The 13,657-nt window shown below is 66.3% G+C and carries 14 protein-coding genes; 5 read left to right on the forward strand and 9 right to left on the reverse strand.

Translation table 11 applies throughout. The annotated features are described in order from the left end of the window. Positions 1-78 precede the first annotated feature (78 nt). The 7 genes from mdcH to mdcA are packed head-to-tail and all read right to left on the reverse strand — an operon-like array spanning position 79 to position 6,147. Entirely contained in the window at positions 79-999 is a 921-nt protein-coding gene (gene mdcH / locus NY023_RS15555; RefSeq protein ID WP_013972873.1) for a malonate decarboxylase subunit epsilon, read from the reverse strand. Then, the gene (locus NY023_RS15560; protein WP_013972874.1) at positions 996-1,610 is read right to left on the reverse strand and encodes a malonate decarboxylase holo-ACP synthase; all 615 of its coding nucleotides are present in this window, start codon (positions 1,608-1,610) and stop codon (positions 996-998) included. Before NY023_RS15560 ends, mdcH begins: the two co-directional genes overlap by 4 nt. A gap of 1 nt (position 1,611) precedes the next feature. Next, positions 1,612-2,403, reverse strand: a complete 792-nt coding sequence (gene mdcE / locus NY023_RS15565; protein ID WP_013972875.1) for a biotin-independent malonate decarboxylase subunit gamma — start codon at positions 2,401-2,403, stop codon at positions 1,612-1,614. Beyond that, complete coding sequence (locus NY023_RS15570; protein WP_013972876.1) at positions 2,400-3,248, reverse strand: biotin-independent malonate decarboxylase subunit beta; 849 nt, start codon at positions 3,246-3,248, stop codon at positions 2,400-2,402. The genes mdcE and NY023_RS15570 overlap by 4 nt, the downstream gene beginning before the upstream one ends. Continuing rightward, on the reverse strand, positions 3,241-3,540 hold the full coding sequence (locus NY023_RS15575) for a malonate decarboxylase subunit delta (RefSeq protein ID WP_013972877.1): 300 nt from the start codon (positions 3,538-3,540) through the stop codon (positions 3,241-3,243). Before NY023_RS15575 ends, NY023_RS15570 begins: the two co-directional genes overlap by 8 nt. 1 nt (position 3,541) lies before the next feature. Continuing rightward, complete coding sequence (locus tag NY023_RS15580; RefSeq protein ID WP_038409730.1) at positions 3,542-4,486, reverse strand: triphosphoribosyl-dephospho-CoA synthase; 945 nt, start codon at positions 4,484-4,486, stop codon at positions 3,542-3,544. Next, positions 4,486-6,147, reverse strand: a complete 1,662-nt coding sequence (mdcA, locus tag NY023_RS15585; RefSeq protein ID WP_013972879.1) for a malonate decarboxylase subunit alpha — start codon at positions 6,145-6,147, stop codon at positions 4,486-4,488. The genes NY023_RS15580 and mdcA overlap by 1 nt, the downstream gene beginning before the upstream one ends. Positions 6,148-6,399: 252 nt before the next feature. Here mdcA and NY023_RS15590 point away from each other — a divergent pair, with 252 nt between their 5' ends. Further along, a complete protein-coding gene (locus NY023_RS15590; RefSeq protein ID WP_044047071.1) occupies positions 6,400-7,470 on the forward strand; it encodes an enoyl-CoA hydratase/isomerase family protein in 1,071 nt (356 codons plus the stop codon). A gap of 16 nt (positions 7,471-7,486) precedes the next feature. Then, the gene (locus tag NY023_RS15595) at positions 7,487-8,638 is read left to right on the forward strand and encodes an acyl-CoA dehydrogenase family protein (protein WP_003258582.1); all 1,152 of its coding nucleotides are present in this window, start codon (positions 7,487-7,489) and stop codon (positions 8,636-8,638) included. 161 nt (positions 8,639-8,799) lie between these two features. On the opposite strand, the gene NY023_RS15600 is transcribed toward NY023_RS15595, so the two are convergent. Further along, a complete protein-coding gene (locus NY023_RS15600; protein WP_013972881.1) occupies positions 8,800-9,732 on the reverse strand; it encodes a LysR family transcriptional regulator in 933 nt (310 codons plus the stop codon). Between the two features lie 122 nt (positions 9,733-9,854). On the opposite strand from NY023_RS15600, the gene NY023_RS15605 reads away from it, so the two are divergent. Further along, entirely contained in the window at positions 9,855-10,118 is a 264-nt protein-coding gene (locus NY023_RS15605) for a DUF2790 domain-containing protein (RefSeq protein ID WP_024087237.1), read from the forward strand. A gap of 1 nt (position 10,119) precedes the next feature. Here the strand turns inward: NY023_RS15605 and NY023_RS15610 are convergent, their stop codons facing one another. Continuing rightward, positions 10,120-10,812, reverse strand: a complete 693-nt coding sequence (locus tag NY023_RS15610) for a tRNA (adenine(22)-N(1))-methyltransferase (RefSeq protein WP_013972883.1) — start codon at positions 10,810-10,812, stop codon at positions 10,120-10,122. A gap of 136 nt (positions 10,813-10,948) precedes the next feature. Here NY023_RS15610 and NY023_RS15615 point away from each other — a divergent pair, with 136 nt between their 5' ends. Both NY023_RS15615 and NY023_RS15620 read left to right on the forward strand, forming a co-directional pair. Continuing rightward, positions 10,949-11,329, forward strand: coding sequence for a RidA family protein (locus tag NY023_RS15615; protein WP_013972884.1), 381 nt, complete (start codon positions 10,949-10,951; stop codon positions 11,327-11,329). 256 nt (positions 11,330-11,585) lie between these two features. Then, positions 11,586-13,586 (forward strand): peptidase U32 family protein, encoded by a 2,001-nt coding sequence (locus tag NY023_RS15620; protein ID WP_023662522.1) that lies wholly within the window; start codon positions 11,586-11,588, stop codon positions 13,584-13,586. Positions 13,587-13,657: the final 71 nt, after the last annotated feature.

Here is a 13,657-nt window from a genome sequence, read left to right on the forward strand (position 1 = left end):
CCGGTGCCATGCACCGCGTTGGATTCTTCGCGGCTAAAGCCGCTCCCACAGGGGTCACCATCCGCCGCAGTGTCGCTGTCATCGTTCGTCGGCCACCTCCTGGCGCAGCAGCGCATCCAGGGTGTCCCAGCGGGTGCCTTCAACAGCAACCACCCTGCCCTGTTCGAACACCGGCCGGGCCAGCCCGCCGAGCACGTTGCCGGGCGGCAATTCCAGGTGCAGGCGCACGCCACGCTCATAGGCGTTGCGCAACGTAGCACGCCAGTCGACCACCCGCGCCATGTTGCCGGCCAGGTCGTCGCGCAGACGCTGTGGGTCGAATATCGGCCGTGCGCTGCTGCCGCTGAGGTAGGTGATGCGCGGTCGCTGCAGCTCGACCGTGGCGAAGGCACTGGCCAGTTCGGCCGCCGGGCCATCCAGCAACGGGCAATGCGACGGCACGCTGACCGCCAGGCGCCGGGCCACGCCCTGGCCCAGGCGGCGTGCCCTGGCGGCAACCGCAGCCATCGCGCCATCGCTGCCGGCGATGACGATCTGGTTGTCGCTGTTGAGGTTGGCGACATACACCTCGCCGCCCGTATCGCTCAGCAAGCGTTCGACACAGGCCAGGTCCAGGCCGCTGAGTGCGGTCATGCCGTAGCCTTGCGGATAAGCGCGCTGCATCAGTTCGCCACGCAGGGCAACCAGGCGCACGGCATCGGCAAAGCCCAGGGCGCCCGCCGTGACCGCCGCCGGGTAGGCGCCAATCGACAAGCCTGCCACGTAATCCGGCGCGGGGCTGCGCTGCATCAGCCAGCGCGCCCAGGCCACGCCAGCCAGCAGCAGGCACAGCTGCACGGCACGGGTCGTCTGCAGGGCCTGCTGGCTGTCCAGCGCCAGGGCCTGCTGGCCGAGGGTGTCACTGGCCTCTTCCAGCAATTGCCCGGCGCCCTCAGGCAGGCGCTGCAGCATGCCCACCTGCTGGGCGCCTTGGCCGGGGAAGGCGAACAGGCTGCTCATGCTGCACGCTCCATCGTTGCCCATGGGTCGCTGACCAGGCGTGGGCCATGGGCCGACTTGAGCAGCACGCGGCGGGCGAAGCCGGCCCACTCACGCAGAGCGATAGCGCCCGCCGGGGTTTCCAGCTGCAGGTCGATACGACAAGGCGCGCAATCGAGGATATCCAGCAGCTCACGCGCCTGCACCCGGGCCAGCGGTTGTGGCGTGCGCAGCAGCAAGTCCAGGTCGCTGTCGGCGTGTACCACCTCCATACCGGTGGCGATCTGGTACCCCACCCCACCTGTCGGCCCCCAGGCCAGGCCGCTGGCATCCAGTACCGGGGCGACCGAGGCCAGGGCCTGCAATGCAGGCCAAGGGCTCTCAGCTTGCCAGCGCAGCGCTTCGGGGCCTTGCTGACACTGGATATCGGCCAGCCGCATCAGTACACCCGACCGCTGCGCCCTGCCCTGGCCACGCAGCCCCACTGCCACCCAGCCGTTCGCACAGGTGGCACGGCGCACCACCACCGGCTGGCCGCTCAGCAGCACATCCTGCGCCCAACGCGGCGCATCAGCAGGCAGGCCCGATACGGGCATGCCCCAGAGCAGGTCGTGCGGCCTTGGCGCGTTCATCTCAAGCGCCCTGCCATTGGCGGCGCAGCTGTTCGCGCACCTGGCGCGAGGCGCTGCGGTTTTCGCCCGCCAGCCGCGACGACAGGTCGCTCGAGCTGCCGATGTCGCGCACCGCATCTGCCAGGCAGGCACGTACCTGGGCGATGTCGGCACTGCTCGGCGTCTCGGCGTTGTCCACCGTCAGGCGGCGCCACAGCAGGCCCAGGGAGGCGTAGCTGGCCAGGTCGTAGGCCATCGGCGGCACCTCGGCGGCCAGGGCTTCCAGTTGCTCGACGCTGCGCAGGGTGATGCGCGCTGCCGCCGCCTTGCCCATGGCGTGCACCATGACCCCGGCATCATCCAGGGCGATCAGGCGCTGGGCCTGGTAACCGTGGGCCAGGAAGGCACCGGACATGGCCTTGCCGACCAGCAGGCCGATCACCGGGTGCCCGGCCAGCCGTGCTTGGGCATAGGCTTGCACCGAAGCGGCCAACGCCTGATGAATCCCCAAGGCTTCCTCACGGCGGCCATAGGCCTGACTGGGCACGTCGATCACCGCGACGATGGCGCGCTTCTGACCGTGGCGGTCAGCCTCGACCGCTTCGCTCACAGCCTTGGCCAGGCCCCAGCCTTCCAGCAGGCCGACTTCGCCCGAGCGCGCACGAGGGAACGGGTTGTCGGCGTCCGGCACCACGGCGATGAAACGCGCCAGGCGGTTGTCCAGTTCGCCGTCGATTACCCGCAACGACGCGGGGTAGCCGGGCAAGGCTTGCCCACCGGCCAGGCCCGGCAGCCAGTTCAAGGCACGGTTCATTTGGCTTCTCCTTGGTAAAGGTCACGCACGGCAGCGGCATCCAGTTGCGGGCAGCCATCGCCCAGCCGGGCCAGGCGTTCGAGGAACCAGGCGTGTTGACCGGCGCGATCCCTTGAAGGCTCGTCGAGCAATTGCAGCAAGCGTTCGCGCAACGCCTCGATGTCATCGGCCACATAGGCATCGACCAGGCCGCTGGCGTGGCGCTGCTCGCCGCCGGTCAAGCTCCAGATGAAGGGACGGTCCTTGGCGTCGTATTCACCGATGCCCGCTTCCTGCTCGATTACCTGCGGGCCGTTGAGGCCCACGCGGGCTTCGCGGGTGACCAGCAAGTGGCTGCAAAGGCCAGCGGCGATGGACATGCCGCCGAAACAGCCGACCGAACCTGCGACCAGGCCGACCACCGGCTGCCAGGCGCGCAGTTCGACAATCGCCGCCTGTATTTCGGCAATCGCCGCCAGGCCCAGGTTGGCTTCCTGCAGGCGTACACCGCCGGTTTCCAGCAGCAGCACGGCGCAGGTGGGGATGCCGTTGCGGTTGTCTTCGATGGCCAGTTCCAGCGCACCGGCGATCTTGGCCCCTCCCACCTCGCCCATGCTGCCGCCCTGGAAACTGCCTTCGATGGCAGCGACCACCGCGTTGCGCCCGTTCAGCAGGCCCTTGGCGATGACCACGCCATCATCGGCCTGGGGCACGATGCCCTGGCGCGGCAGCCACGGTGACATCAACCGGTCGAACGGGCCCAGCAGCTCACGGAAGCTGCCCGGGTCGAGCACGGCGCGGGCGCGCTGGCGGGCACCCAGTTCGACAAAGCTGCGGCTGTGCAGCAAGCGTGCGATATCAGTCATGAGCGATCTCCTCGAGGCCTTGCTCCAGGCGCAAGCGCACCACGCCTGGGGTGGCGCCGAAATCATGGATGTCGATGTTCACGGCCGGCCAGGTGCGGCCCTCGAACAGGCGCTGGAACAGCTGCGCCCAGCGGGCAGCGCTGCCGTTGACCGAGGTCACCACCTGAATTTGCAGGCTGCCGGTGGTGCCGGGCTCGATCAGCACTTCAAGGTCGCCGGAGCTGACGCAGCCCACCAGCGTGCGGCCACGCCCAGGGGCGGCGGCGGGGAATTGAAAGGTCAGGGTTTCCATGTCACAGGCTCCCGGCTTTGTCGAGGAACAGGCAGGCGGCCAGCAGATCGGCGGCGCCGCCCGGTGAGGCATTCAGGTGCAGCAGGTGCTGGTCCAGCCGGCGCAGCTGTCGGCGCCCGGCCAGCGTGGCGCTGCCGCCTTCGCTCAGCACGGTACGGGCGCCGTGCTGGACGGCAGCCAGCCCGGTCGGGCCGCTGCGCCAGAGCACGCAGGTATCGTTGAGCACGGCCATGATCGCCAGCAGCGCGTCGAGCCGGGCGTGGGGCTCGCTGGCACCTGCGGCGCGGCTGCGCTGCAGTTGTGGCAGGCCGTGACCGATAACCGCCGGGAAACCTTGTTGCGCCTGTTCGCGGGCGCCGCCAGTGCCATAGCGGCGGCGTACCTGCAGGCCATGGCTGTCTTGGGTGGTCATGGCGGGGTCGTCGAACAGTGCGATGCGCCCGGCACGGGCAGCCAGGGTGTTGGTATCGGCCTGGGTGTCGAGGGCCTTGGATGCAACCAGCAGGCCGAGGGCCCAGATTGCGCCGCGGTGGGTGTTGACCCCACCGGTCGCGGCCAGCATCGCCGCCTCGCCTTCGCGGCCGAGCTGGCCCAGGGTGGCGCGCAGGGGCTGGCCGAGGGTGCCGATGGCCTGGGCGGCTTCGGCCATGTTGCGCAGGCATGGCCACAGGGCCAGGGCCGAGGCATGCATCAGGGCCAGGGTCATGTCGTGGTGGGCGCCATTGCCACGGCGGTCGACCAGGCCGGGTTTGGGGGACAGGTCGGCTTCGTCGATCAGGGCTTCCACGGCCAGGTCGGCCAGGTGATCGGCCAGGGGTAATTCGGTTGCTTGTGCTGGCCTCTTCGCGGGTGAACCCGCTCCCACAAGGATCGCGCAACTTCCAGATGCATCACTATTCCTGTGCTCGCGAAGAATCCCACGCGGTTGCAAGTCGAGTGCTTTCATCACCAGCTCCTGAACCGTGCAGGCGGGTTGTAGAGGCCGCCGGACCATTCGACCAGGTCGGCGATGCTGCGCGCGGCCAGCAGTTCGCGGCTGGCGTCGGTGCGGCGGATGCCGAGGTCTTCGGGCAAGGCGACCAGGCCTTGCTGGCGCAGGCGCTGAGTGTCCTTGGGGTCGTGCCGCAGGCCGATGGCGGTAACCCCGGCCACGGCGGCGATCATCTGCTGGCGCTCTTCCAGGCTGCGGGCCTTGTACAGGTAGGCAATGCCCTCCTCGGTCAGCAGGTGGGTAACGTCGTCGCCGTAGATCATCACCGGCGCCAGCGGTATGCCGGCTTTCCTGGCCACTTCCACGGCATCGAGGGTTTCCACGAAGGTGGGCTTGCCGCCTTCCTGGTAGGTCTCGACCATCTGCACCACCAGCTTGCGACCGCGTTCGAGCATGGTTTCCGGCACGGTCATGTCGAGCCAGGCCGGGGTCGCGTGGCGCCGGCCACGGGGGTCGTGGCCCATGTTCGGGGCACCGCCGAAGCCGGCCAGGCGGCCGCGGGTCACGGTCGAGGAATGGCCATCGCCATCCACCTGCAGGGTGGCGCCGATGAACAGGTCGACGGCGTACTGCCCGGCCAGCTGGCACATCATGCGGTTGGAACGCAGCGAGCCATCACGGCCAGTGAAGAACACATCCGGGCGCTGGGCGATGTAGTCTTCCATGCCCAGTTCGGTGCCGAAGCAGTGCACGCTTTCCACCCAGCCGGTCTCGATGGCCGGGATCAGTGTCGGGTGCGGGTTGAGTGTCCAGTTGCGGCAGATCTTGCCCTTCAGGCCCAGGGACTCGCCATAGGTGGGCAGGATCAGCTCGATGGCGGCGGTGTTGAAGCCAATGCCATGGTTCAGCGACTGCACCTGGTGCTTTTCGTAGATGCCGCGAATGGCCATCATCGCCATCAGCACATGCACCGGCTTGATGTGGCGCGGGTCGCGGGTGAACAGCGGCTCTATATAGAAAGGCTGGTCGGCAACCACAACGAAATCGACCCAGGACGCCGGGATATCGACCCGTGGCAGGTCATCCACGCGGTCCACCAGCTGGTTGACCTGGGCAATGACGATGCCGTCGCTGAACGCAGCCGGCTCCACCAAGGCCGGGGTGTCTTCGGTGCTGGGGCCGGTGAACAGGTTGCCGTTGCGATCGGCCATGAAGCCAGCCACCAGGGTGACGTTGGGGATCAGGTCGACCAGCAGCCGCGAGTACAGCTCGATATAGGTGTGGATGGCACCGACTTCGAGCAGGCCGTCTTCCAGCAGTTGGCCAATGCGCAGGCTCTGCGGGCCGGCGAACGAGAAGTCGAGCTTGCGGGCTATACCACGTTCGAACAGGTCGAGGTGCTCGGCCCGGCTGACGCTGGGCATGATCATGTGCAGGTCGTGCAGGCGCGCAGGGTCGACCTTGGCCAGCGCGCGAGAAAGGAAGTCGGCCTGCTTCTGGTTGTTGCCTTCGAGCACTACCCGGTCGCCGGGAGCCAGCAGCAGTTCCAGGGCTTCGACGATACGCTCGGTGGGCAGCACCACGCCGTCGGCGAGGTGGCGGACCCGGTCAAGGCGGCGCTGCTTTTCGGCGCGCCGCCGCGACCATTGCGGCGGTGGATTCTTGGTTGTTGTCATGGTGACTCCACGGGTTCGCTGTCGTGGGGTCACCTTAGGGCTGGTGTGGTGGGGGGATCAATCAAGCTACTGGCGCTTTCGTTACTGTCAGGTTAATGATTGGAGCGCGCTACCTTCGGGCAGGGCAAAAATGCACGATGCCCTTGCACAATTGTCGATTGTGCAAGGCAAATTCGCATGACAGGATCCTGCGATCCTCCAGCGAACTCCAGACTTCACTTGGAAAATCAATAACAAAGCAGGGAGAACGCAATGACTGCGCACGCTCATACCTCGGCAACCGACCATGTGCTGGCCGAGGTCCGCAACCAGATCGGCCATCTGACCCTGAACCGCCCCGCCGGCCTCAATGCCCTGACCCTGGACATGGTCCGCAGCCTGCGCCAGCACCTCGACCAGTGGGCCGAAGACCCGCACGTGCACGCCGTGGTACTGCGTGGCGAAGGCCCGAAAGGGTTCTGCGCCGGTGGCGATATCCGCTCGCTGCACGACAGTTTCAAGGCCGGCGAAACGCTGCATGAAACCTTCTTCGTAGAGGAATACGCCCTAGACCTGGCCATCCACCGCTACCGCAAGCCGGTGCTGGTGCTGATGGACGGCTTCACCCTCGGTGGCGGCATGGGCCTGGCCCAGGGCTGCGACCTGCGCGTGGTCACCGAACGCAGCCGCCTGGGCATGCCCGAAGTGGCAATCGGCTACTTCCCGGATGTGGGTGGCAGCTACTTCCTGTCGCGCATCCCTGGCGAGCTGGGCACCTACCTGGGCGTCAGCGGCAGCCAGATCCAGGCAGCCGATGCACTGTACTGCGGCCTGGCCGACTGGTACCTGGCCAGCGACCAGCTGGCAGCCCTCGACCAGGGCCTGGACCAGCTGCACTTCGGCGACCAGCCACTCAAGGACCTGCAGAACCTGCTGGCCAAGCTCGGCACCCAGGTGCTCGACGATGCGCCGCTGGAAAAACTGCGCCCGGTCATCGACCACTTCTTCGCCCTGACCGACGTGCCTGCCATGGTCGAGCAACTGCGTGCCGTGAGCATTGGCGACAGCCACGCCTGGGCGGTAGCCACCGCCGACCAGCTGGAAAGCCGCTCGCCGCTGGCCATGGCGGTTACTCTGGAGATGCTGCGCCGGGGTCGCCACCTGAGCCTTGACGACTGCTTTGCCATGGAGCTGCACCTGGACCGCCAGTGGTTCCAGCACGGCGACATCATCGAAGGCGTGCGCGCGCTGATCATCGACAAGGACAAGCAGCCACGCTGGAACCCTCCGACCCTGGCCGCACTGCACCGCCAGCGGGTCGACCAATTCTTCGAAGGCCTGTGAGCCCGGGAGTACACAGATGCAAGACCTGGAACTGAGCGAAGAACAGATCATGATCCGCGACATGGCCCGGGACTTTGCCCGTGGCGAGATCGCCCCGCATGCCCAGGCCTGGGAAAAGGCCGGCTGGATCGACGATGGCGTGGTACGCAAGATGGGCGAACTGGGCCTGCTGGGCATGGTGGTGCCGGAAGACTTCGGCGGCAGCTACACCGACTATGTCGCCTACGCCCTGGCGGTGGAGGAGATCGCTGCCGGCTGCGGCGCCACCGGAGCGATGATGAGCATCCACAACTCGGTGGGCTGCGGCCCGCTGCTGGCCTATGGCACGGCCGAACAGCAACAGCAGTGGCTGCCGCGCCTGGCCACCGGCGAGGTGATCGGCTGCTTCTGCCTGACCGAGCCACAGGCCGGTTCCGAGGCGCACAACCTGCGCACCCGCGCCGAACTGGTGGATGGCCAGTGGGTGATCAACGGTGCCAAGCAGTTCGTCAGCAACGCTCGCCGCGCCGGCCTGGCCATCGTCTTCGCGGTGACCGACCCGGAGCTGGGCAAAAAGGGCCTGTCGGCGTTCCTGGTGCCCACCGACAACCCGGGCTTCAAGGTCGATCGCAGCGAGCACAAGATGGGCATCCGCGCTTCCGACACCTGCGCTGTCACCTTCGACAACTGCCGCATCCCTGCCGCCAACATCCTCGGTGAGCGTGGCAAGGGCCTGGCCATCGCCCTGTCCAACCTCGAGGGCGGCCGTATCGGCATTGCTGCCCAGGCACTGGGCATTGCCCGCGCCGCATTCGAGGCGGCGTTGGCCTACTCGCGTGATCGGGTGCAGTTCGGCAAGCCGATCAACGAACACCAGAGCATCGCCAACCTGCTGGCCGACATGCAGGTGCAGGTGAATGCCGCGCGCTTGCTGATCCTGCATGCCGCGCGCCTGCGCAGCGCCGGCAAGCCGTGCCTGTCGGAAGCTTCGCAGGCCAAGCTGTTCGCCTCGGAGATGGCCGAGCGGGTGTGTTCGATGGCGATCCAGGTGCATGGCGGGTATGGCTACCTGGAGGATTACCCGGTCGAGCGCTACTACCGCGATGCGCGGATCACGCAGATCTATGAAGGGTCTAGCGAGATCCAGCGGATGCTGATTGCGCGGGAGTTGAAGCACTACCCGCTTTAAAACCTTGCGCGATCCCTGTAGGAGCGGCCTTGTGTCGCGATAGGCCGCATGGCGGCCCCAGCAATTTGTGCATCGAAGCTGACATCCTGGGGCCGCTTTGCGGCCCTATCGCGACACAAGGCCGCTCCTACAAGGGCCAGCGTTAACCGCCCCGCACTCGGCTATCGCCAATACCTCGAATCATCCACCACCCTGGCATGCCCCTCGAACAGCGCCGGCAGTTGCTCCTTGAGGTAGTCGATCCAGGTGCGCACCTTGGCATCCAGATAATGCCGTGACGGGTAGATCGCATACAGCGCGCTCTCGCGCAGGCGATACGGCGCCAGCAAGCGGCACAACCGCCCCTGCTCGATCGCCTGGCTGGCGGTGTAGAACGGCAGCAGGCCAATGCCCATGCCCAGCTCGCTGGCCACCAGCATGGCGTCGGCGACGTTGGTGGAAAAACTGTCGTTCGGTGCGATCACGCACTGGTCCACCCCTTGCGGGAACACCCAGTCACCTTCGTACATCGGATACGCCATGCGCAGGCAACGGTGCTGGTGCAGGTCTTCCGGGCGCTCTGGCACGCCGTGGGCCAACAGGTAGCTCGGCGCCGCGCAGGGGATGCTGAAAATGTTGCCCAGCGGCACAGCGATCAGCTGCGAATCCGGCAACGCACCGTCCACGGTAATCACCACGTCATGCCCTTCGGCCAGCGGGTCGGGGTTGCGCTGGGACAGGGTCAGTTCGATCACCACCTCCGGGCACAATGCGTTGTAGCCGGCCACCAGCGGCATCAGCAACAGGCCCATCCCGTGCGGGCAATGCAAGCGCAGGCGACCGCGGGGCGTGAGGTGCGCGCCACGGGCTTCACCCACCGCCTCTTCGGTCAGCAACATGATCTGCCGCGCGCGCTCAAGAAACCGCTCGCCCGCCTCGCTCATGCGCAAACGCCGCGTGGTGCGGTGCAGCAGGCGGGTCTGCAGCTGGTTTTCCAGCTCGGCAACGATACGCGAAACCTGCGCCGCGGAAATATCCAGGGCATTGGCGGCCGCAGCGAAGCTGCCGCATTCCACCACACGGGCGAAGGTACGCATGGCATGCAGCATGTCCATGAAGGTGCTCCCTGTTCGGTCTTATTCTTGCGTTACAGGCAGGAATCTATCACGGGTTAGCCCATTTATTGTGGATGGCCAATGAATGGATCATTAGTCATACATTGAAAAAGGAGCCTGCCATGAAACGTTCGATCGCTGTCCTTGCCGTTGCCGCTACTCTCGCCTCGTTCGGTGCCCTTGCCGACACCGGCAGCAACCAGCCGGTCAGCAGCAGCAACTACGAATACGGCATGCCGCTGGACGTGGCCAAGGTTATCTCCATCACCCCGCCCAGCAACGCCGCCGACTGCCAGGTTGGTACCGCGCACATGGTTTATGTCGACCACCAGGGCCAGAAGCGCGAAATCGACTACCGGGAAATGGGCAACTGCTCGCAGCAGTGAGTCAGGCCAGTACCTCGGTGATCCAGCCGACCTGTTGCTTGAAGTCGTCGATTTTCGCCTGAGGCACCGCACCGCGGGCCCGCTCGAAGTTGGCCAGGGTCTGCTGCTTCTGCCGCAGCATGCGCCGCCACTTGACCAGAAACGCCTCGCTTTTCTCCTGCACCAGCACCGGGCCGAAGTACAGCTGTTCAGCGGTGTACCCCGCCCCGCCCGGCTCGGCGACGATGATCTCGTAGTCGAAGCGGTTCTCCCGCAGCAGTTCTTCGCTGACGATCCGGTAACCATTGCCCATCAGCCACTGGCGCAGTTCGCGCTCGGCGCCATTGGGCTGCAGCACCAGGCGCGTGACGCCAGCCAGGCGCTGCTTGCCGGCCTCGAGGATCTCGCACATGGTGTCGCCACCCATGCCGCAGATGCTGATCACCGAAATGCGATCTTCCGGCTCGACCGCTGCCAGGCCATCGGCCAGGCGCACGCAGACCCGCCCTTCCAGGCCGTTCCTGCGCACGTTGCGCTGGGCCGAGGCGAACGGCGTCTGCGCCACCTCGCCCGCTACCGCCGCGTCCAGTATGCCGCGCAGCATCAAGGCCACCGGCAGGTAGCCATGGTCCGAGCCGATGTCAGCCAGGCGCGCGCCTTGCGGTACTTGTGCAGCCACGCGCTCCAGGCGCCTGGACAATGTCTGTTCGTTCAACGTAAACCCCTGCTTTGCAATCGGCCGCGATTCTGACGGCGAACGCCACGCATTTCAAACACCGGGGCGCCCTCGACCGGGCCGGCGCGCTCGCGTAGGCTTGCCGCTTTCCTTCCGTAGCAAGGCAAAACACACCATGGCACAAGCAGACATCATTTACACCCCGGACTCGGACGCCGAGTCGATTTCTTCCGACGTTGCCGAATACAACGGCGTGCTGGTCACCACGCAGATCCCGACCCACGCTGATGGCAGCCTGGAGCTGGGCGGCATCGTCGAGCAGAGCGAGTGCACCCTGCAGGCGCTGAAGGTGGCGCTGGAGAAGGCCGGCAGCGGCATGGACCGCGTGCTGCACCTGACCATCTACCTCACCGACATGGCCGACCGCGCGGCATTCAACGAGGTGTACCAGCGCTTCTTCAGCAAGCCCTGGCCGGTACGCGCCGCCGTGGGTGTGGCTGCACTGGCGTTCGAAGGCATGCGCGTGGAAGTGACCGCAATGGCTGCCAAGCGCTGATTCATCCAGTCAGGAACGGCCTGTGGGAGCGGCCTTGTGTCGCGAAAGGGCCGCAAAGCGGCCCCAGTGATCTTGCAGTGGATCCAAGCCCCTGGGGGCGCTACGCACCCCTTTCGCGACGCAAGGCCGCTCCCACAGTTGCCCGAGCCCCACAATATTCCTGCATCCTGCACCTCTCGGCACCCCGATGATGCCGCCAGCCCGTTTCGCCGCTACAATGCCCGCCTAAACCGTGACAGCCCGAACCTATAACGACATGTCCCTTCCAAAGAATCACCTGGAACTGCTCAGCCCTGCCCGTGACGTGGCCATCGCCCGCGAAGCGATCCTGCACGGCGCAGACGCCATCTACATCGGTGGCCCGAGCTTCGGCGCGCGCCATAACGCCTGCAACGAAGTCAGCGATATCGCCGAACTGGTCGAGTTCGCCCATCGCTACCATGCACGCGTGTTCACCACCATCAACACCATCCTCCACGACAACGAGCTGGAGCCCGCGCGCAAGCTGATCCACCAGCTGTACGACGCTGGTGTCGACGCACTGATCGTGCAGGACCTGGGGGTGATGGAGCTGGACATCCCGCCGATCGAGCTGCACGCCAGCACCCAGACCGACATCCGTACCCTGGAACGGGCCAGGTTCCTCGACCAGGCCGGCTTCTCCCAGCTGGTGCTGGCGCGTGAGCTGAACCTGCAGCAGATCCGCGCCATCGCCGCCGAAACCGACGCCGCCATCGAATTCTTCATCCACGGTGCGCTGTGCGTGGCCTTCTCCGGCCAGTGCAACATCTCCCATGCGCAGACCGGCCGCAGCGCCAACCGTGGCGACTGCTCGCAAGCCTGCCGCCTGCCCTACACCCTGAAGGATGACCAGGGCCGCGTGGTCGCGTTCGAGAAGCACCTGCTGTCGATGAAGGACAACAACCAGACCGCCAACCTGGCTGACCTGGTCGACGCCGGCGTGCGCTCGTTCAAGATCGAAGGCCGCTACAAGGACGTGGCCTATGTGAAGAACATCACCGCCCACTACCGCAAGGAACTCGACGCCATCCTCGAAGGCCGCCCGGAGCTGGCCCGTGCCTCCAGCGGCCGCACCCAGCACTTCTTCGTGCCCGACCCGGACAAGACCTTCCACCGCGGCAGCACCGACTACTTCGTCACCGACCGCAAGGTCGACATCGGCGCCTTCGACTCGCCAACCTTCACCGGCCTGCCGGTGGGCGTGGTGGAAAAGGTCGGCAAGCGTGACATGCAGGTGGTCACCGAGGTGCCGCTGACCAACGGCGACGGTCTCAATGTGCTGCTGAAGCGTGAGGTGGTGGGCTTCCGTGCCAACATCGCCGAACCGCGTGGCGAATTCGAGGAAGACGGCGAGAAGCGCTACCGCTACCGCGTCGAGCCCAACGAAATGCCTGAAGGCCTGCACAAGCTGCGGCCCAACCACCCGCTGTCGCGCAACCTCGACCACAACTGGCAGCAGGCCCTGCAACGCACTTCGGCCGAGCGCCGCGTCGGCGTGCAATGGCACGCGGTACTGCGCGAGCAACGCCTGGTGCTGACCGTCACCAGCGAGGAAGGCGTGGGCACGCAAGTGGCACTGGAAGGCCCGTTCGGCCCGGCCAACAAGCCGCAGCAGGCGCTGGACCAACTGCACGACCTGCTCGGCCAGCTGGGCACCACCATGTACCACGCCGACAGCATCGAGCTGGACGCCCCGCAGGCTTACTTCATCCCCAACTCGCAGCTCAAGGCCCTGCGCCGCGAAGCCATCGAGGCGCTGACGGCAGCACGGGTGCAGGCGCACCCGCGTGGCGGGCGCAAGGCCGAGACCACGCCACCGCCGGTTTACCCGGAGTCGCACCTGTCGTTCCTGGCCAACGTGTACAACCAGAAGGCCCGCGACTTCTACCACCGCCACGGCGTGCAGCTGATCGACGCGGCCTACGAGGCCCATGAAGAGCACGGCGAAGTGCCGGTGATGATCACCAAGCACTGCCTGCGCTTCTCCTTCAACCTGTGCCCCAAGCAGGCCAAGGGCGTGACCGGCGTGCGCACCAAGGTGGCGCCGATGCAGCTGATCCAGGGTGATGAGGTGCTGACCCTGAAGTTCGACTGCAAGCCGTGCGAAATGCACGTGATCGGCAAGATGAAAAGCCACATCATCGACCTGCCGACCCCGGGCAGCGCGGTGGCCCAGGTGGTTGGGCACATCAGCCCGGAAGACCTGCTGAAGACCATTCCGCGCGGGCCGCATTGATCGGTGGCCTGCAAGGGCCCTTTTGCGGCTGAAGCCGCCTGCATGGTGATACTCGAAGGGATGGTGGGACG

Origin of the sequence: Pseudomonas sp. NBB, from assembly GCF_032701105.1 — a bacterium.
Lineage (GTDB): Bacteria > Pseudomonadota > Gammaproteobacteria > Pseudomonadales > Pseudomonadaceae > Aquipseudomonas > Aquipseudomonas asiatica.